The sequence below is a fragment of the Egicoccus sp. AB-alg2 genome (assembly GCF_041821065.1).
Classification (GTDB): Bacteria; Actinomycetota; Nitriliruptoria; order Nitriliruptorales; family Nitriliruptoraceae; genus Egicoccus.
On the sequence record NZ_JBGUAX010000002.1, the window covers coordinates 1 to 18120 of the forward strand.

Here is an 18120-nt window from a genome sequence, read left to right on the forward strand (position 1 = left end):
TCGCTCCTCCGGCTCATGACGTCGAGACGACGTGAAGGCCGGTGGTCCTCGTAGCTCCCGGGCGGTCACGACCGATGGTCGCGGCGCGTCGGCGACGGCTCGAGGTGGAAGGAGCGTGGCCCGCTCGGGGCCGGTCGTCAACGGTACCGGGCTGCTGCCCGTGTGTCCAGCCGCGCCGTGTTGGCCGCGGCGTGCCCCGCTGACAGGTGGAACAGTATCCAGGGCCCGCCGCGGCGCAAACCAGCCCACCACCCCCGCGCAACGATCGCGCAACTCGGGCGCCCGACTTGCGTCGCACCACCTCGACGTGCCTGCCGATGCAGCGGCCGGGTCACGGCCAGCTCACGTCCGCTCGCCGGCCTGCTCAGCCCACCACGTCCACGACCGGTCGGCACACGCGACAGGGCGCCAACCCGCGCCGTACCGCGTCCTGGGGGCGCATCGGCTGCAGGCGCTCCCGGCCGGCCACGAGCTCGCACGCCGGCAGGTGGAAGGTGCTGGCGCCGGCCACGACGGCGGTGCCGTCGACGGGCACCGCCGAGGGCAGGGCCCCGGTCGGCCGCTCCCCCGCCACCAGGTCGGTCAGCGCGTCGATGCGGGCGGTCAGGCCCGCGTTGGTGCGCCGCAGCTCCTGGACGATGGCCAGCATGAGCCCGAGCCCGATCAGCCCCAGGCCGGCGAGCCCGCCGGAGATGAGATAGGGCACCTGGCCCTGCACGTGGTCGAGGCTGGCGGCGCCGTTCCAGCCCAGTGCGATCAGGAGGAAGCCGACACCCGTGAACCCCACGGCGAGGTGCATCGTGCTCCTGGTCCGGTCTCCCACGTCTTCCTCCAATCGACGGGGCGCCTCGGTGACGAGGCGCCGCTCATCCCATCAGGGCCGCGCTGACAGCCGAGCGGTCCCGCAGCTGCTCGCCCACGAGCCGGCGGACGACCCGGCCCCTCTCCATGACCACCCCGACGTCGGCGACCTCGAGGGCGCCGACGTTCTGCTCGATCAACAGCACCGTGACACCGTCGGCGGTGATTCGCCGCACAATGTCGAACACGTCCTTCACGATCACCGGCGCGAGCCCCATCGAGGCCTCGTCGACGATGAGCAGGCGCGGCCGGGCCATGAGGCCGCGGGCGATGGCCAGCATCTGCTGCTCGCCGCCGGACAGCGTCCCGGCCGCCTGGTCGAGCCGTTCGCGCAGGCGCGGGAAGTAACCCAGCACCTGCTCGAGGCGGTCGGCGACCCACGACGCGTCACGACGCTGCGTCCACGCGCCCACCTGCAGGTTGCGGCCGACGCTGAGATCGGGGAACACACGGCGGCCCTCCGGGACCATGACGACCCCTGCGTCGACGCAGCGCTTCGTCGACCACCGCGTGATGTCGTGGCCGTCGAAGTGGATCGCTCCCGACCAGACGCGTAGCGCGCCGCAGATGGTGTGGGCGGTCGTGGTCTTGCCGGCACCGTTGAGGCCGAGCAGCACGGCGGTCGAGCCGGCGGCGACGTCGAGGTCGACGCCGTGCAGGACCGGCAGGTTGCCGTAACCGGCATGCACGTCCGTCAGCGACAGCAGGGGACGGGGCGTCTCGTCGCCGCCGACGGGCCGGGTCGATGGGTGCACGGCGGTCCTTCTCATGCCAGCGCCACCGCACCCTGGCCGAGGTAGGCCTCGGCGACGTCCCGGTTGGCACGCACCTCGTCGGGGCGACCCTCGGCCAGCAGGCGCCCGAAGTTGAGGACGTAGACGTAGTCGCAGATACGAAGCATGAAGGGCACGTGGTGCTCGATCACCACGACGGTGAGCCCGAGGTCGCGGCGCATGGCCAGCAGTCGGTCGGCGAACCCGTCGGCTTCCTCGGGGCCGAGCCCCGCCAGCGGCTCGTCGAGCATCAGCACGTCGGGATCGGTCGCGAGCACCGCCGCCACCTCGACCTGCTTGAGCATCCCGTAGGAGAGCCCTCCCAGTGGCTGGTCGGCGAGGTGCAGCAGGCCGAGCTCGCCGAGCAGCAACCGGGCGCGCCGGCGCAGGACGCGTTCCTCGCCGACCGCGCCGGGCAGCCCGAGCAGTCCGGCGGCCACGCCGTAACGGATGTTGCGGTGCTGGGCGACGAGCAGGTTCTCCAGGACGGTGAACGAGCGCACGAGCCCGACGTGCTGGAACGTCCGACCGACGCCGCGGACCGTGCGCTGGTCCGGGCGCAGGTGGGTGACCCGTTCGTCGCGGACGAACACGTCGCCCTCGGTCGGCGCGTAGAAGCCGGTGACGCAGTTGAACAGCGTGGTCTTCCCGGCGCCGTTCGGTCCGATCAGGCCGACGATCTCGTGCTCGTTGACGTCGAAGCTGACGTCCGCCAGCGCCTGGAGGCCACCGAAGCGGATCGACACGCCGCGCGCGCTAAGGACGGCCATCGCTGCCTCCTGGCGCCGTCGCGGTGGTGTCGGCGCCGGGGGCGCCGGGCGGGCGGAACGTGCACCACCGGACCACCGGGCTCAGCGACTGGGCGATGCCGCCCGGGAAGCGGACCAGCACCGCGAGCAGCAGCAGCGCCCCGAAGACCTGGGCAGCGGAGCCGTCCAGCGGGAAGCGGTCGATGCCCTCGTGCAATGCGTCGAGCACGTTCGGCAGGGCCGTGAACAGCGCGGCGCCGAGCACGACCCCGATGCGCGACCCGATGCCCCCGACCACGACCATCATCAGAAACGTCAGCGACAGCATGAAGTTGAACGTCAGCGGCGAGACCACCTCGGTGATCGAGGCGAAGAGCGCGCCGGCCAGGCCTGCGACGGCGCCGGCGTGGACGAAGGCCAGCAGCTTGTAGCGCGTGACGTCGATCCCCCACGACGCGGCGACCCGCTCCGAGTCGCGCAGCGCCCGGATGGCGCGACCGGCCTTGGACGCCGTCAGTCGCCAGTCGAGCAGCCACACCGCGGCCAGGCCGGCGTAGCAGACGTAGGCGTAGGCGAGGTCGCCGGTCGCCCAGGACGGCCGGTCCGCCGTCTGACCGGCGCCGCCGCCGGTGAGCGGTTCGATGCCGAACAGCACCCGTTCGGCGAACAGGCCCAGCGCCAGCGTCACGAGCGCCAGGTACAAGCCCCGGACGCGCAGGGCGACGACGCCCAGGAGCAGCGCGATGGTGGCGCCGAGGGCCACCGCGACGGCCGCCGCGACCTCCCACGGCAACGCGAGCTCGGTCAGTACGAAGCCGGCCCCGAAGGCGCCGATGCCGAGGAAGGCCGAGTGCCCGAGCGAGACCTGCCCGGTGTAGCCGACCAGCACGTTCAGGCTGAGCGCGACCATGCCGTACACGGCGACGGTCGCGACGACGGTGCGGGTGAGCGGGGGCACCACCAGCGGCAGCCCGCCGACCGCGGCGGCGAGCAGGCACCACACCGTCAGCCGACCCGCGATGCCGGCCGGGCCGGGCCGCCAGCTCGACACGGGAGCGGCCGCCGGGCCGACGGTGCCGCGGGTGGGGGGCCCGGCGGACGGCGCGGCGGACGGTCGTGTGGCGGTGGCGGACATCGCGTCAGCCCTCCTTGCCCAGCAGCCCGAGGGGTCGGAACACCAGCACGAGCAGCAGTACGACGAAGGCCGCCAGAGTCGGCGCGTTGGGGACGTTGAGGTCGAACGCGACCGTCACCTCGTTGGCGGTCGCCGACACCTGCCCGAGCAGCAGCCCCCCGACGACAGCGCCGGCCGGCGAGGCGATCCCGCCAAGGACGGCGGCGGTGAAGGCCGGTATCAGGAAGGTGCTGGTCATCAGCCCCGGAGTGATGCCCTCGAACACGCCGGCGCCCAGCACGCCCCCGAGCGCGGCCAGCCCGCCGGCCAGCCCCCAGGCCAGCGACGACATGGCCCGCGCCGAGACACCGTGCAGTTCGGCGGCGAAGGCGTCCTGTGCGCTGGCGAGCAGCGCGACCCCGAGCGGCGTGCGGAACAACGCCACGAGCGCGACCGAGGCGACGACCAGCACGGCGGCGACCACGAGGGTGTGCGCCGGTACGCGCAACCACAGGACCCGCAGGGTGCCGCTGAAGAACTGTGGGAAGGTCCGGGACTGCAGGTCGAAGACGACCACCTGCACGCCGATGAGCAGCAGGGCCACCCCGGCGGTGGCGACCAGGCTGGTGACGGGGCTGCGGTCCGCGAGGCGCTGGATGACCGCGAGGTTGACCGTCACCGCCAGGGCTGCACCGACCGCGACCGCGACCAGTGTCAGCACCACCAGGCGGGCGAAGGACACCTCGGCGGCGTCCACGAACCCGTCGAGGTCACCGCCGAGCAGGAGCAGCACGACCACGAAGGCGGGCATGGTGCCCAATTCGCCCTGCGCGAAGTTGAGCACCCGGGTGGCGCGGTAGACGAGCGCGATCCCGAGCGCCACCAGGGCGTAGATCGCCCCGGACCCGAGGCCGTTCACGACCGCGGCACCCACGTCCATGCCGGCGGCGGCCAACCCGCCGGCGACGACGAGGACGGCGACGCTCCAGACGACCGTCGTCCGGCGCGCTGTCAGTGCCCCCGTCAAACGCGCGAGCCGTGTCTCGAGCACGCCGTCGGACGGCGCCTCGGGTACGGCGACCTCGGCCTCCAGGGCCGCGGTCGACTCGGTCGTGTCGGTCGTCATGGCGCGCTCAGAAGCTCGACTTGAAGGTGCCGCCGTCGCGGTACTGGCGCGATCCGCAGTCGGCCCGCAGCACGTGGACGCCGGTGCCTCCGAAGTGGTTGTCGGGGCGGTAGTTCACGTCCGGGTACACCCCGGTGGAGACCCGCCCCGAGGACGCGACGACGGCGCGGAAGTCCTCGCGGGTGAGGTCGTTGCCGAACGTCTTCTCGTAGCTCTTGAACGCGGCGTGCTGCAGCTTGCTGGCACCCCAGATGGCCCACGCGATGTCGTCGGCCGGCACGCCGAAGCGGCTGGCCGCCTGCTGGAACTCCGGGTCGAGCTTGCCGGCCGTCTCGAGCGCCGGGAACGGCGAGAAGAACGTGCCGTTGCCGACGTGCGGGCAGCCAGAGCGCAGCACGTCGTTGAGCCCCTTGCTGACACCGACCCCGACGTAGTGGAAGTCGCGGTCGGTCGACTGCGCGAAGCGGATGTAGTCCAGCGGACTGGAGAGGAAGAACACGACCTCGACACCGCGGCGCTCGAGCTCGCCGGCGTAGCTGGAGTACCAGGTCGTGTCGCCCTTGGGGTGGCGCTGGGTGCCGGCGTAGTCGAGACCGTGCTTCTTCACCGCGGCCTCCCAGCCGCTGACGGCGTCGTTGAAGTTGGGGGTCTGGGTGACGATCGCGCCGACCTTCTTGCCGGGGAAGGTCTTCTTCACGTACTGCGCGAGCAGGTCGGCCTGCTGCCGGTAGGTCATCGACGCGGCGAAGTACCAGGGGTTGCCCTCCAAGCCGGTCTCCGTGACACCGGCCGAGAAGTAGGGCACGCGTTCCTGCCCCATGCGGCGCCCGCAGGCCTGGATCTGGTCGGTGCCACCGCCGCCCATCAGCAGGAAGGCACGACCGGCCAGGTTGCGGCAGACCTGGATCGCCGAGTTCGGGTCGTAGCGGTCGTCGGCGAAGATCACCTCGATCTTGTCGCGGCCGAGCACCTTCTGGCCCTTCGCCTCCGTGATCCAGCGCCAGTACAGGTCGCGGGACTTCTCGAACGAGGTGGAGGGCAGGGGCGCCGCACCCGTCACCGGCGCGTGGACGGCCAGGGTGATCGTGTCGTCGGTCACGCCCGTCCGGTCGCTGCCCTGGGGCTGGCGGGCGCCTCCCCCACCGGAGCCACCGCCGCCGCCTCCGCCGCCACCGGCCGTCGCAGCGTCACCGGATCCGCCGCCTCCCTGCTCGCCAGCGGCACCGTCGCCGGATCCGCCTCCGCCATCGGCGGCGTCGGCGTCTGCGTCGACGCCCTCGCCGAGGTCACCTGCGGCGAGGTCATCGGCGGCGGCTGCGTCGCCGCCCTCGACGTCGAACGCGCCATCGAGGGCAGCGTCCTCGCCGAAGCCGTCCGCGGCGAGCGCCTCCTCGTCGCCCGCCTCCACCAGCAGCTCGGCGCCGCCGGCAGCGCCGCTGCCGCGCGCCAGCGGGCTGCTCTCCACGTGGACGCCCGGCTTCTGCCCGCAGGCGACCAGCGTCAGCGCCAGTGCCACGGGGATCCCGAGTGCGTGAAGGATGGTGTGTCGCATCTGCCGACCTCTGGGGCGTCGGTGGACGGATCAGGCCAGGCCGGCGTCGCCGCCCCGGCGTTCGATCAGGCGGCTCAGCGCGCCGCCGCTGCCGGGCAGCGAGACGCCACCGGGCACGAGCGCCTGGCTGGTGAGGTAGGCACCGCCGAGGAAGACCGGCACCAGGAGCCACAGCCACCACGGGTTGCCGACGCCGCCCTCGTCGGCGGCGAGCGTCGGATTGGCGCCGCCGGGCGGGGCGGCGACCTCGGCGGCGTCGCCGGGGGCACCGTCGGCGAGCGCGGCCTCGTCGAGCGACTCGCCGTCGGCGAGCGCCTCCCCGCCCGCGTCGTCGAAGGCGACGTCGTCGAAGCCCCCGTCCCCGCCCCCACCGGCGTCGTCGTCGAAGCCGCCGTCGTCGAACCCGTCGTCGAAGCCGTCGTCACCGAAGTCGCCCTCGGCCGCGACGACCGGATCGGCCGGCCCGTCCTCCAGGGGCGGCATGCCCTCCACTGGAGGTGCCGGCTCGGCGGTCTGCATGCTCGCGCGGACCTCGGTCAGGTCGAGCGCCACCTGGGCGGTGGTGGACGTGTCGGGGTCGCCGAAGGCGAGGTTGGGGGCGCCGATCGGTCGCAGGAGCAGACCGTGGTTGGCGAGCTCGCCGTCCGCCCAGGCGGCGGCCGTGAAGGTCAGGTCGAACGACCACACGTCACCGTCGGTCCGGACGGCGTTGGTGCCGTAGATGCAGTCGACGTCGACGACCTCCTCGTCACCCTCCGCTCGGCGTGGCAGGTCGTCGTCCGAGGACGCCTGCGGGGCGCCACCCGGTGTGAACTCGCTCAGCAGCGGGCACGCCTCGATGCCGATCAGCTCCGGATCCAGCTCGACCGGGTCCTCCTGCAGCGCGGCCGCCAGGCCCTCGGCGAGCACCGCCGGGTCCTGGGGACCGATGGTCTCGAACGCCGCCAGCACGGCCCGCCGGAAGGCCGGCGACCCGAGCTCGTAGCTGGGCTGGCTCTGCGGGACCGTCACGGTGAAGGCGACGATCTCCTGCCCGTCGGGAACGGGCGGCAGGGCGAAACGGATGGCGGTCTGGTAGCGCGGCTGCCCGCCGAGGAACGAGACCGCGGCCGTGTCCGCCGGGACCGGCTGCACGGGCACGGCCGGCTCACGCTCGTTGACCTCGCGCAGGGCACCCACGACGGTCTGGCGCACGTCCTCCGACGCCTCCGGGCACAGCTCCGGACGCACGACGCAGACGGCCTCCGGCGGGAACTGGCGACGCAGCGTCGGAGGGATGGCGTCGGTCGTCGGCGACACGTACAGCGTCGACGCCTCGATCTCCAGCGGTGCGCCGTCGTCCGCCGGAGGCGCAGCGTCCTGCGCCGCGGCCGGCGCGCCGGCCATGGCCGCCACCAGCAGCGTGATGCCGGTGAGCCGGCCCACGTGTCGGTGCGCCCGGCCACGGACACGTGCATCGTCGATCGCTGCGGGCCGCATCGAGACCTCCCTGCCGGGCCCGTCTCCCACGGGCCTCCAGCACGCCCAACGAGCGAGCGCGCGGCAGGTCACGCGGCCGCACGCGATTCCTTGCGGTATGCCACGTGGGCCCTCGCGCGGTGCGGCCGGTTCAGGCCGGGCGCGGTGCGCGGGGGTGGCGCCGGTAACCGCTCACCTCGGGCACGTCGCGCAGCGCGAACCGCCACGGGACGTCGGCAGCCTGCCGCACCCCGACCCGCGGGCCGACGACGACCTCGGCCCGGCCGGGCCGGTAGCCGTCGTCCACGAGCTGCAGGGTCGCCTCGTCGTCGAGGAGGTCGGCACCGTCGTGCTCGGGCGCGGTCACCGCCAGGGCCTGGCAGAGGCGGCCCGGACCACGCAGCAGCTCCCGGTCGTCACGGGCGGTGGGTCGCCGTTCGCGCAGCACATCACGACCGTCCAGCGCGACGGCCGCCCGCAGCAGCACCGCGGCGCCCGTGCCGGGCGGCTCGGCCGCCACGTTCAGGCACCAGTGGATGCCGTAGGAGCGGTAGACGTAGGCGGTGCCGGGCCGGGCGAACATCGGCGCGGTGCGGGGCGTGAGGCCGGCGGCGCTGTGGCTGGCGGCGTCGTCCTCGCGGTAGGCCTCGGTCTCGACGATCCGCACGACGCTCCACGTCCCGTCGGGCTCGCGGCGGCGCAGGAGCGATCCCAGCAGCGCGATGGCCGCCTCGGGCGCACCGACGGCCAGCCGCTCGCGCGCGAACGGCCGCAACTCGCCGACGGATCTGACCACGGTCACGCCGTGCGGACGCGGTCGACCCACGCCACGAACCGGTCCAGCGGCCAGGTGTTGGCGACCTGGTCGCGCGGCAGGCCGCCGCGCCGCGCATTGGCGACTCCGTGACGCAGGTTGTCCAACTCCGGCACCGAGTGCGCGTCGGTGGAGATCACGAACGTGACCCCTCGTGCGGCGCCCTCGCGGATCACCTCGGCGGAGGCGTCGAGGCGGCGCAGGTTGCAGTTGATCTCGATGGCGGTGCCGGTCTCCGCCGCGGCGTCCAGGACCTGGTCGAGGTCGAGTTCGATGCCGGGACGCTTGCCGATCATGCGGCCGTGGAGGTGCCCGATCGCCGTCACCGAGGGGTGCCGGATCGCGGCCACCACCCGCTCGGTCTGCTCCGTGACCGGGCGGGTGAAGTGGGAGTGCACGCTGGCGACGAGCCAGTCGTAGCCGGCCAGGAACTCCGCGTCGTAGTCGAGGGTGCCGTCCAGGCCGATGTTGAGCTCCGCCCCGTGGAACAGCCGGATGTCGCCCCGCTGCTGCTCGAGGTCCCGGACCAGCCGGCGTTGCCGGAGCATGCCCTCGCGCGAGATGCCGTTGATGCGCAGGTTCTCCGCGTGGTCGGTGATCGCGAGGTACTCGTGGCCGCGCTCGACCGCGGCGGCCACCATCGTCTCCAGCGAGGCCCGCCCGTCGCCCGACCAGTCGGTGTGGTCGTGCAGGTCTCCGCGCAGGTCCTCGCGCGTGACCAACGTCGGGGCGGTGCCGGCCTCCGCGGCCTCGATCTCGCCGTCGTCCTCCCGGCGCTCGGCCGGGATCCACGGCAGGTCCAGCGCCGCGTACACCTCGTCCTCGGTGCGCTGGGCGACGACCTCGAGGTCGCGCCGGTCGACGGGCGCTGCCTCGGCGTCCTCGTCGTCGGCGTCGACGTCCTCGGGCAGCTTCGCGAGCGCGTACTCGTTGAGGGTCATGCCGCGCTTCAAGGCCCGCTGGCGCAGCCGGATGTTGTGGGCCTTGGAGCCGGTGAAGTACAGCAGCGCGGCACCGAAGCTCTCCGGCGGGACGATCCGCAGGTCCACCTGCACGCCCTCGCGGGTCAGCACGCTGGTCTTCGTGCCGCCCGAGCCGATGACCTGGCCGACGTCGCCGAGACCGAGGAACGCCTCGGTGACCGCGGGAGCATCGGTGGCGGCGACCAGCACGTCCAGATCGCCGAGGGTCTCCCGGAAACGGCGGACCGAGCCCGCGTAGGCGGCTTGCTCCACGCCGTCGACGACGCGCATCGCCGCGACGATGCGCTCCGCGAGCGGCACGGCGACGTACAGCGGCACACGGGTCTGCTTCGACGAGAGCCCCAGCTGTTCGATGGCGAGGCGCAGGTTGTCGGCGGTCTTCTCCCCCAGTCCCGGCAGGTTCGCGATCCGCCCGTCGTCGAGGGCCGCACGCAGCCCGTCCAGGTCACGGATGCCGAGCAGGTCGTCGAGCAGCCCGATGGTCTTGGGCCCGAGGCCCGGGACGCGGAGCAGTTCCTGCTTGCCGACCGGATGCTTGGCCCGCAACTCCTCGAGCTTGGCCATCGTGCCCGTGTCGACGTACTCGCGGATCTTGGCGGCGATGCTCTTGCCGATGCCCTTCACGTTCGCGAGCTGGGCGGCCGACAGCTCGGCGACGTCGGTCGGTAACTGCTCGACCGCCCGTTGCGCGTTCTGGTAGGCACGCACCCGGAACGCCTGCGGGCTGCCCTCGTCGATCTCGGTCAGCGTCGCGAGCTCGCCCAGTGCGCGGGCCACCTCGCCGTTCTTCTTCGCCACCGTGTCCGCTTCTGCCCTCGGTGCCGGCGGTCGGCACCGTCGCCGGAAGCGTAACGTCGGGCGCACCTCGGACGTCCGGCCGCGCGTCGTCCGGGCCGCGGCGTAGGCGTTCGGGTAGGTGTGCGCCCGGACACGAGGAGGCGCGCGTGAAGCTCTACGCCGACACCGGCCCGAAGCGCACGGCCCAGGTCCTCGGCGACGGGGCCGTGGCCGTGGTCACGTTCCTGCTGCTGTGGCTGGCGTCGTTCCTGCGCGAACAGATCCTGGGTTTCCGCACCGCCGCCGAACGGGTCGAATCGTCCGGGCGCAGCGTCAGCAGCGGTGCCACGTCCGCCGGCGACGCACTGTCCGACGTGCCGCTGGTGGGTGGGGCGCTGCGCACGCCCTTCGACGTCGTCGCGGAGGCCGGCCGCGACCTCAGCGTGGCCGGGACGGAGGCCGGCTCGTCCATCGACGCGCTGGCGCTGTGGCTGCCGTTGCTGCTGGTGGTGCTGCCGGTCGGCCTGCTGCTGTTGAGCCACCTGCCGCGGCGGGTGCGGTGGGTCCGTGAGGTCGCCGAGGTGGAACGGCTCGCCGGCACGGTCGGCGCCGACCGCCTGCTCGCCCACCGGGCGATTGCGAACCGCTCGCTGCGCGACCTGCGTCGGGGCGGCGTCGACGCGGCTGGCGCGTTCGCTGCCGGCGACTGGGCCACGCTCGCCCGGCTCGAGCGCCGTGCGCTGGGGCTCCGCGACCGGCCACCCGCGGGCTGAGGAGGAGGCAGGCCCCGCCGCGCGCACGCCCGATCGCTGGCCGCCGTGTCCGTCAGTCGCCGCGATTGGTCGCGGACGCCCGCCGCGCCAGGCGCAGCTGCTCGCGGACCGCGCTGGAGGCCGTGCCGAGCGTGCTGTCACGCCGGTCGACCGCCTGGCGGGCGTCGAGCAGGTCCGCCACGCCGCGGTCGAGCACCGGGTGGGCCGCAGCCAGCTCGCCCGGGTCGAGCCCGTCGAGGTCGACGCCGCGCGTCTCCGCCAGCCGCACCACCTCGCCGACCACCTCGTGGGCCTCACGGAAGGGCACCCCGCGACGGACGAGTTCCTCGGCCAGGTCGGTGGCCAGTGCAAACCCGCCGACCGAGGCGTCGGCGAGCCGGTCCTGGTCGAAGGTCAGCGACGCGACCGTCCCGGTGATGGCCGGCAGCACGAGCCGCAGCGTGCCCACCGCGTCGAAGACGGGCTCCTTGTCCTCCTGCAGGTCGCGGTCGTAGGCCATCGGCAGCGCCTTGACCGTGGTCAGCAGCGACACGAGGTCGCCGATGACCCGACCGGCCTTGCCACGCACGAGTTCCGCCACGTCCGGGTTGCGCTTCTGCGGCATGATCGACGAGCCGGTCGAGAACGCGTCGCCGACCTTCGCGAACCCGAACTCGGCCGTGGCCCACAGCACGATCTCCTCGCCGAGGCGCGAGAGGTGCACGGCCAGGATCGCGCAGGCGGACAGCAGTTCCAGCGCGAAGTCGCGCGAGGCCACCGCGTCCATCGAGTTCTCGATGACGCGCGAGAAGCCGAGGTGCTCGGCATACGCGGCCGGGTCGAGGCCCAGGGTGGTGCCCGCCAGTGCGCCCGAGCCCAGCACCGACGCGTCGAGGCGTTCGCGGGCGTCGCGGAGGCGGCCGGCGTCGCGGTCGAGCATCCAGACGTAGGCGAGCAGGTGGTGGCTGAGCAGGACCGGCTGGCCGCGCTGCACGTGCGTGTAGCCGGGGGCGAGCCAGTCGAGGTGCGCCTCGGCCTGTTCGACCAGCGCGGCCTGCAGTTCGCCGACGAGCCCGACGAGGTCGTCGCAGGCGTCACGGCACCACAGGCGCAGGTCGTTGGCGATCTGGTCGTTGCGCGACCGGCCGGCACGCAGCTTGCCGCCGAGGGGACCCAGTTCCTCGACCAGCCAGCGCTCCACGGCGCCGTGGACGTCCTCGTCGGTGGGCAGGAACGGGAACTCGTCACGCGCGAACAGGGCCGCGCACCGCTCCAGGGCGGCCAGCATGCGGTCGAGTTCGTCGTCGTCGAGCACGCCGATGCGCCGCAGTTCGTGGGCGTGGGCGCGGGAGCCGGCCAGGTCCTGTCGCCACAGCTGCCGGTCGAAGGCGGTGGAGACGCCCAGCTGCCAGGCGGCCTCGTCCGGCCCGGTCGTGAACCGGCCGCCCCAGAGGCGGCCGGCGTCGGTGGCGTCGTGTTGCTGGGTCACGGGGCGGACTCCGGATCGTCGGATGCGTGGAAGTGGTCGGGCACCACGCACAGCAGCAGGCCGGCCGGGTCGGCCAGGGTGACCCAGCTGTCGACGTCCTGGACGTGGGCGGCGCCGGCCGCCTGCAGGCGTGCGGCGGCGTCGGTGACGTCGGTCGCGTCGAGGTCGACGTGGTAGCGCGGGGCTCCGTCGTCCAGTCGCTGCACCTCGAAGCGCACCGGGCCGGACACGCCCGGCACGTCACCGAGCAGGACGTACTCGTCACGTTCGGTGGCGACGCGGGCATCGACCTCGAACGCCGCGGTCCAGAACCCGACCTCCGCGTCGACCAGCCCGGCCGGGACGTCGACGAAGACGGCGGCCAGGCGCGCCGGTCCGTGGCCGGGCGTCCCGAGCTCGGGTTCGATCCGGCCTGTCTCGACCACGCACAGCACGAGCCCGGCCGGGCTGGCCAGCACGTCGCCGTCGCCCTGCGGTCGCGACGCGACGTGGGTCGCTCCGGCCGCCAGCAGCCGCTGCACCTCGCCCGCCACGTCGTCGGTGTCGAGGTCGAGGTGGAAGCGGCTCACGCCGTCCTCGCGGCGCTGGACGTGCAGTCCGCAGACCGCGTCGTGGCCGACGAGGTGGGTGTGGTGCTCGGACGCCCGCCGCGTCGAGGCGGCGCCCAGCGCGGCCGCCCAGAACGCCACGACGGCGTCGTGCGCGGCCGCGGGGGCGTCGGCCTGGACGTTGCGCAGGCGGAGGCTCACAGCTGGTCGCCGTGCTCGGTCGCGCGGGCGGCCCAGGTCTTCAGCGGCAGGCCCCACAGCTTGACGAAGCCCTCGGCCAGCGACTGGTCGAACTGGTCCTGCGCGTCGTAGGTCGCCATCTCGTACTGGTACAGGCCCGAGTCGTCGCTGCGACGGCCGACGACGGTGGCGTGGCCCTTGAACAGCTCCACCCGGACCTCGCCGTTGACGTAGCGGTTGGCCTCCTCCATGAAGGCGTCCAGGGCCTTCTTGAGCGGCCCCCACCAAAGGCCGTTGTAGATCAGCTGGGCGTAGCGGCCCTCCTCGGCGCGCTTGTGCTCGGCCAGTTCCTGCTCCAGGCACAGGTCCTCGAGGTCGCGGTGGGCCGTCAGCAGCGTGATCGCGCCGGGGCACTCGTAGATCTCGCGGCTCTTGATGCCGACGAGGCGGTCCTCGATCATGTCGATGCGCCCGACGCCGTGGGCCCCGGCACGCGCGTCCAGTTCGGCCACCAGCTGCGCCAGCGGCAGTTCCTTGCCGTCGAGGCTGACCGGCATGCCGTGGCGGAAGGCGAGCACGATCTCCTCGGGCTCGTCGGGGGCGTCCTTGACGCTGACGGTGCGCTCGAAGACGTCCTCGGGCGGTGCCGCCCAGGGGTCCTCGAGGATGCCGCACTCGGCCGTGCGGCCCCAGGCGTTCTCGTCGATCGAGTACGGCGACGCCTTGGACTTCACCGGGATCGGGATGCCACGCTCGTTGGCGTAGTCGATCGCTGCGTCGCGCGACAGGCCCCACTCGCGGATCGGTGCCACCGTGTCCAGGTCGGGTGCCAGGCACATCGTGCCGACCTCGAAGCGGACCTGGTCGTTGCCCTTGCCGGTGCAGCCGTGCGCGACACCGGCGGCACCCGTCTCCCGGGCGACACGGACGAGGTGCTTGACGATCAGCGGACGCGACAACGCGGACACGAGCGGGTACTTGCCCATGTACATCGCGTTGGCCTTCAGTGCCGGCGCGATGAAGTCGGTGGCGAACTCGTCCTTCGCGTCGACCACGACGGACTCGACGGCGCCACAGTCGAGGGCGCGCTGGCGGATCTCGTCGAGGTCGTCGACACCCTGGCCGACGTCGACGGCGCAGGCGACGACGTCGACGTCCTTGTGCTCGCGCATCCACTGGATGGCGACGGACGTGTCGAGGCCGCCGGAGTAGGCGAGCACGATCCGAGGCTTCATGCGAAAGACTCCTAGGGTCAGGCGGGAGAGGTGGTCGGGGTGGCGAGGCCGGCGCGGATGCGCAGCCGGTCGGCGAGGTCGGCGCCGGACAGGGACTCGGCGGCGACGACCAGCACGGTGTCGTCCCCCGAGACGGTGGCCAGCACGTCGTCGAGCTCGGCGAGATCGATGGCGGAGGCGACGGGATGGGCGCACGCGGGTGGGGTGCGCAGGACGACGAGGTTGTGGCTGTGGGCGACGGACACGACGAACTGTCGCAGGGTGTCGTCGAGGCGACTGCGTGCGGAGCCTGGCCCGGGATCCACGGCCAGACGGTAGACCAGCGCACCGTCGGCGCCGCGGACCTTCACGGCGCCGAGCTCGTCCAGGTCGCGACTGACGGTCGCCTGGTGGGCGTCCAGCCCACGGGCCGCCAATGCCGCGCGCACCTCGGCCTGCGAGCCGAGGTCGGTCGAGCTGATCAGCTCGCGCAGCAGCTGCTGCCGACGTGCCTTGTCCGCCATCGGGGCTCCTCCCGGCTCAGGCCAGCAACGCGGCCAGCAGCGCCTTCTGGGCGTGCAGCCGGTTCTCGGCCTGGTCGAACACGCGGGACGCGGGGCCGTCGATCACCTCGGCGGTGACCTCCTCCCCGCGGTGGGCCGGCAGGCAGTGGAGGAACACGGCGTCGCTGGCCGCCTGCCCCATCAGCTCGGCGGTGACGCGGTAGGGCACGAAACGCTGGGCGCGCGCGTCGGCCTGCGCCTCCTGCCCCATCGACGCCCACACGTCGGTGTAGACGGCGTCCGCGCCGGCGACGGCCTCGGCGGGGTCGGTCGTCACCTGGATCTTCGCCCCGGTGTCGGCACCGATGGCCTGTGCCCGGGCGAGGATCGTCGCGTCCGGGGCGTGTCCCTCCGGATGGCCGACGCGGACCGACAGCCCGACCTTGGCGCCGGCCAGGAGCAAGGAGTTGGCGACGTTGTTGCCGTCGCCGACGTAGGCCAGGGTGCGGCCCTCGAAGTCGACGTGGGCCTCGCGGAAGGTCTGCAGGTCGGCGACGGCCTGGCAGGGGTGCTCGAGGTCCGTGAGTGCGTTGACGACGGGGACGTCGGCCGCGTCCGCCAGCTCCTCCAGGCGGTCCTGGCCGAAGGTGCGCACGACCACCGCGTGGACGTAGCGCGAGAGGACCGTGCCCGTGTCGGCGATCGTCTCGCCGCGGCCGAGCTGCAGTTCCGCCGACGACAGCGGCAGCGGCTGGCCGCCCAGCTCGGTGACGGCCACCTGGAACGACACCCGCGTCCGCGTCGACGGCTTCTCGAACACCAGCGCGACCGTGCGGCCGCGCAGCGCGCCGTGGGCCAGGTCGGATCCGGCGGCCAGGCGCTCGGCGCGGTCGGCCTTGAGCTGGTCGGCGACGTCGAGCACCTGCAGCAACTGCTCGCCGGTCAGGTCGTCGACGGACAGGAAGTCGTCGGGGAAGGTCATGGCGGTTCCTCAGGCAGTGGGGTCGTCGCCGGCGGCGACGGCGTCCAGCGACTCGGCCACGGCGGCCAGCGCCAGGTCGATCTCCTGGCGGCTGACGGTCAGCGGCGGCGCGAACCGCACGACGTCGGGGGCGACGGCGTTTACGATCAGGAAGCGCTCGCGGCAGGCCGCCTCCACCTCGGCCGCGACCGGGGCGTCCAGCTCCAGCCCCAGCAGCAGGCCACGACCGCGTACGCCGCTGGCCAGCGGCGCGGTGTCGACCAGCCGCTGGAGCCCCTCGGTCAGGCGCCGGGCGCGGGTGCGGCCGGCGGCCAGCACGCCTTCGGCCTCGATGGTGTCGATGACGGCGTTGGCGGCGGCGCAGGTGACGGGGTTGCCGCCGAAGGTCGTGCCGTGGTCGCCGACGCCGAAGGCGGTCGCCGCCTCGCCACGGGCGACGCAGGCCCCGATGGGCAGGCCGTTGGCCAGCGCCTTGGCGAGCGTCACCACGTCGGGCACGACCGGGGTGTCCTGGTACGCGAACCAGGGGCCGGTGCGACCGATGCCGGTCTGCACCTCGTCGACGACCAGCAGCGCGCCCACGGCGTCGCAGGCCTCGCGGGCGGCGAGCAGCACCTCGTCCGGGACCGGCCGGACGCCGCCCTCGCCCTGCACGACCTCCACGAGAACCGCGCAGGTGGTGTCGCTCACCGCGGCACGCACGGCGTCGGCGTCGTCGTGGGGCACGTGGTCGACGAACCCGGCCAGCGGCGCGAACGGCTCGTGCTTGGCGGGCTGCCCGGTGGCCTCCAAAGTCGCGAGCGTGCGCCCGTGGAACGAGCCCTCGAGCGCAACGACGCGGGTCTTGTCGGGGCGCTGCCGTTTGCCGTGGCGCCGGGCGAGCTTCACCGCGGTCTCGTTGGCCGTGGCACCGCACTGGGCGAAGAACACCCGTGCGTCGTCCCACCCCACGATCCGGGCCAGCCGCTCGGCCAGCGCGACGGCCGGCTCGGTGACGAAGAGGTTGGAGGTGTGCACCAGCGTGCCCGCCTGCGCCGCCACGGCCGCGGCGACCGCCGGGTGGGCGTGCCCGAGGTTGGTCACCCCCAACCCGCACAGGAAGTCGAGGAAGACGTTGTCGTCGGCGTCGAACAGCGCGGTGCCCTTGCCCCGGACGAACGCCGCCTTCGGGGCCGGGTAGGTCGGCATGAACCGCTGGCCGGCGCGGGTGGCCAGTGCCTCGGTGGCGCTGGTCATGCGGCACCCGCCCGTGTCGCGGCCGGCGCGGGGGTGGCCGTGGCCCGTGCGCCGGGGGTGATCATGGTGCCGACGCCCTCGTCGGTGAAGATCTCGATCAGCACCGCGTGCAGCACCCGCCCGTCGAGGATGTGGGCCTGCGGCACGCCGTCCTGGATCGCCCGCACGATGGAGCGCACCTTCGGGCGCATGCCCTCGTGCAATTCGCCCGCGTCGAGCATGGCCTGCAGCCGGTCGGCGGAGACCTCGCTCATGAGGCTCTGCCGCTCCGGGTCGCCGAAGTCCTGGTAGAGCCCCTCGACGTCCGTGAGGTAGACCAGCTTCGAGGCGCCCAGGGCGGCCGCGATCGCGCCCGCCGCGAGGTCGGCGTTGACGTTGCGTTCCCGTCCGTCGGCGTCGCGCCCGACGGTCGCGACGACCGGCAGGAACTGGTCGCGCAGCATCTCGTCGAGGTAGTGGGTCGCGACCTGCTCGACCTCGCCGACCAGCCCCAGGTCCTCGCCGTCGGGGCCGACGGCGGGGCGGACCCTCAGCAGCCCCGCGTCGGTGCCCGCGACGCCGACCGCCGGGGCGCCGGCGGCCTGCACGAGCCCGACCAGCTCCGGGTTGACCTGCCCGAGCAGCGACATGCGCACGACGTCCATCATGGCCTCGTCGGTGACCCGCAGACCGCCGACGAACGAGGACCGGACGCCGAGCTGGCCGGCGAGCGCGCTGATCTGCGGACCGCCGCCGTGGACGATCACCGGCCGCAGCCCGACGAAGTGCAGCAGCGCGACGTCGGCCGCGAAGGAGCGCTTGAGCTCGTCGTCGACCATCGCGTTGCCGCCGTACTTGATCACGACGGTCTGGCCGTGGAAGCGGGTGATCCAGGGCAGCGCCTCGCGCAGCACGGCGGCCTTGCCCTGGGCGGCGACGACCCGCTCGAAGGCCTGCTCGTCCGCGGACGTCGTCGTCGACGCGGTCGTGTCCGCGCTGGCCGTGGTGGACGGGATGGACATGGCAGACG

Annotated in this window: 17 protein-coding genes; 1 reads left to right on the forward strand and 16 read right to left on the reverse strand. The window is 73.4% G+C overall.

Features of this window, described 5'->3' with window-relative positions; translation table 11 throughout:
* Positions 1 to 364: 364 nt before the first annotated feature.
* The 9 genes from ACERM0_RS02610 to polX all read right to left on the reverse strand — a co-directional run bounded on the left by ACERM0_RS02610 (position 365) and on the right by polX (position 10228).
* Positions 365 to 799 (reverse strand): hypothetical protein, encoded by a 435-nt coding sequence (locus tag ACERM0_RS02610; RefSeq protein WP_373676960.1) that lies wholly within the window; start codon positions 797 to 799, stop codon positions 365 to 367.
* Positions 800 to 866: 67 nt separating this feature from the next.
* Complete coding sequence (locus ACERM0_RS02615; protein ID WP_373677467.1) at positions 867 to 1568, reverse strand: ABC transporter ATP-binding protein; 702 nt, start codon at positions 1566 to 1568, stop codon at positions 867 to 869.
* 59 nt (positions 1569 to 1627) lie between these two features.
* The gene (locus ACERM0_RS02620; RefSeq protein ID WP_373676961.1) at positions 1628 to 2404 is read right to left on the reverse strand and encodes an ABC transporter ATP-binding protein; all 777 of its coding nucleotides are present in this window, start codon (positions 2402 to 2404) and stop codon (positions 1628 to 1630) included.
* Positions 2391 to 3518: a branched-chain amino acid ABC transporter permease gene (locus tag ACERM0_RS02625; RefSeq protein ID WP_373676962.1), complete on the reverse strand. Its 1128-nt coding sequence runs from the start codon at positions 3516 to 3518 to the stop codon at positions 2391 to 2393. The genes ACERM0_RS02620 and ACERM0_RS02625 overlap by 14 nt, the downstream gene beginning before the upstream one ends.
* 4 nt (positions 3519 to 3522) lie before the next feature.
* Positions 3523 to 4623: a branched-chain amino acid ABC transporter permease gene (locus ACERM0_RS02630; RefSeq protein WP_373676963.1), complete on the reverse strand. Its 1101-nt coding sequence runs from the start codon at positions 4621 to 4623 to the stop codon at positions 3523 to 3525.
* Between the two features lie 7 nt (positions 4624 to 4630).
* The gene (locus ACERM0_RS02635; protein ID WP_373676964.1) at positions 4631 to 6175 is read right to left on the reverse strand and encodes an ABC transporter substrate-binding protein; all 1545 of its coding nucleotides are present in this window, start codon (positions 6173 to 6175) and stop codon (positions 4631 to 4633) included.
* Between the two features lie 30 nt (positions 6176 to 6205).
* Positions 6206 to 7654, reverse strand: a complete 1449-nt coding sequence (locus ACERM0_RS02640; protein WP_373676965.1) for a hypothetical protein — start codon at positions 7652 to 7654, stop codon at positions 6206 to 6208.
* Between the two features lie 130 nt (positions 7655 to 7784).
* Complete coding sequence (locus tag ACERM0_RS02645) at positions 7785 to 8435, reverse strand: DNA-3-methyladenine glycosylase (RefSeq protein WP_373676966.1); 651 nt, start codon at positions 8433 to 8435, stop codon at positions 7785 to 7787.
* The gene (polX, locus tag ACERM0_RS02650; RefSeq protein ID WP_373676968.1) at positions 8432 to 10228 is read right to left on the reverse strand and encodes a DNA polymerase/3'-5' exonuclease PolX; all 1797 of its coding nucleotides are present in this window, start codon (positions 10226 to 10228) and stop codon (positions 8432 to 8434) included. The genes ACERM0_RS02645 and polX overlap by 4 nt, the downstream gene beginning before the upstream one ends.
* A gap of 146 nt (positions 10229 to 10374) precedes the next feature.
* Here polX and ACERM0_RS02655 point away from each other — a divergent pair, with 146 nt between their 5' ends.
* Positions 10375 to 10980 carry a hypothetical protein gene (locus ACERM0_RS02655; protein ID WP_373676969.1) on the forward strand — a complete coding sequence of 202 codons (606 nt, stop codon included), beginning with the start codon at positions 10375 to 10377 and terminating at the stop codon, positions 10978 to 10980.
* Positions 10981 to 11032: 52 nt separating this feature from the next.
* Here ACERM0_RS02655 and argH read toward each other — a convergent pair whose 3' ends face one another.
* The 7 genes from argH to argB are packed head-to-tail and all read right to left on the reverse strand — an operon-like array spanning position 11033 to position 18112.
* Positions 11033 to 12448 (reverse strand): argininosuccinate lyase, encoded by a 1416-nt coding sequence (gene argH, locus ACERM0_RS02660; protein WP_373676970.1) that lies wholly within the window; start codon positions 12446 to 12448, stop codon positions 11033 to 11035.
* A complete protein-coding gene (locus ACERM0_RS02665) occupies positions 12445 to 13197 on the reverse strand; it encodes a VOC family protein (protein WP_373676971.1) in 753 nt (250 codons plus the stop codon). The genes argH and ACERM0_RS02665 overlap by 4 nt, the downstream gene beginning before the upstream one ends.
* Complete coding sequence (locus tag ACERM0_RS02670; RefSeq protein WP_373676972.1) at positions 13194 to 14411, reverse strand: argininosuccinate synthase; 1218 nt, start codon at positions 14409 to 14411, stop codon at positions 13194 to 13196. Before ACERM0_RS02670 ends, ACERM0_RS02665 begins: the two co-directional genes overlap by 4 nt.
* A 17-nt stretch (positions 14412 to 14428) precedes the next feature.
* The gene (gene argR, locus ACERM0_RS02675) at positions 14429 to 14914 is read right to left on the reverse strand and encodes an arginine repressor (protein ID WP_373676973.1); all 486 of its coding nucleotides are present in this window, start codon (positions 14912 to 14914) and stop codon (positions 14429 to 14431) included.
* Positions 14915 to 14930: 16 nt separating this feature from the next.
* Positions 14931 to 15875, reverse strand: a complete 945-nt coding sequence (argF, locus tag ACERM0_RS02680; RefSeq protein ID WP_373676974.1) for an ornithine carbamoyltransferase — start codon at positions 15873 to 15875, stop codon at positions 14931 to 14933.
* A 9-nt stretch (positions 15876 to 15884) separates the two neighbouring features.
* Positions 15885 to 17111 (reverse strand): acetylornithine transaminase, encoded by a 1227-nt coding sequence (locus tag ACERM0_RS02685; protein WP_373676975.1) that lies wholly within the window; start codon positions 17109 to 17111, stop codon positions 15885 to 15887.
* Positions 17108 to 18112: an acetylglutamate kinase gene (argB, locus tag ACERM0_RS02690; RefSeq protein ID WP_373676976.1), complete on the reverse strand. Its 1005-nt coding sequence runs from the start codon at positions 18110 to 18112 to the stop codon at positions 17108 to 17110. The genes ACERM0_RS02685 and argB overlap by 4 nt, the downstream gene beginning before the upstream one ends.
* Between the last annotated feature and the right edge of the window lie 8 nt (positions 18113 to 18120).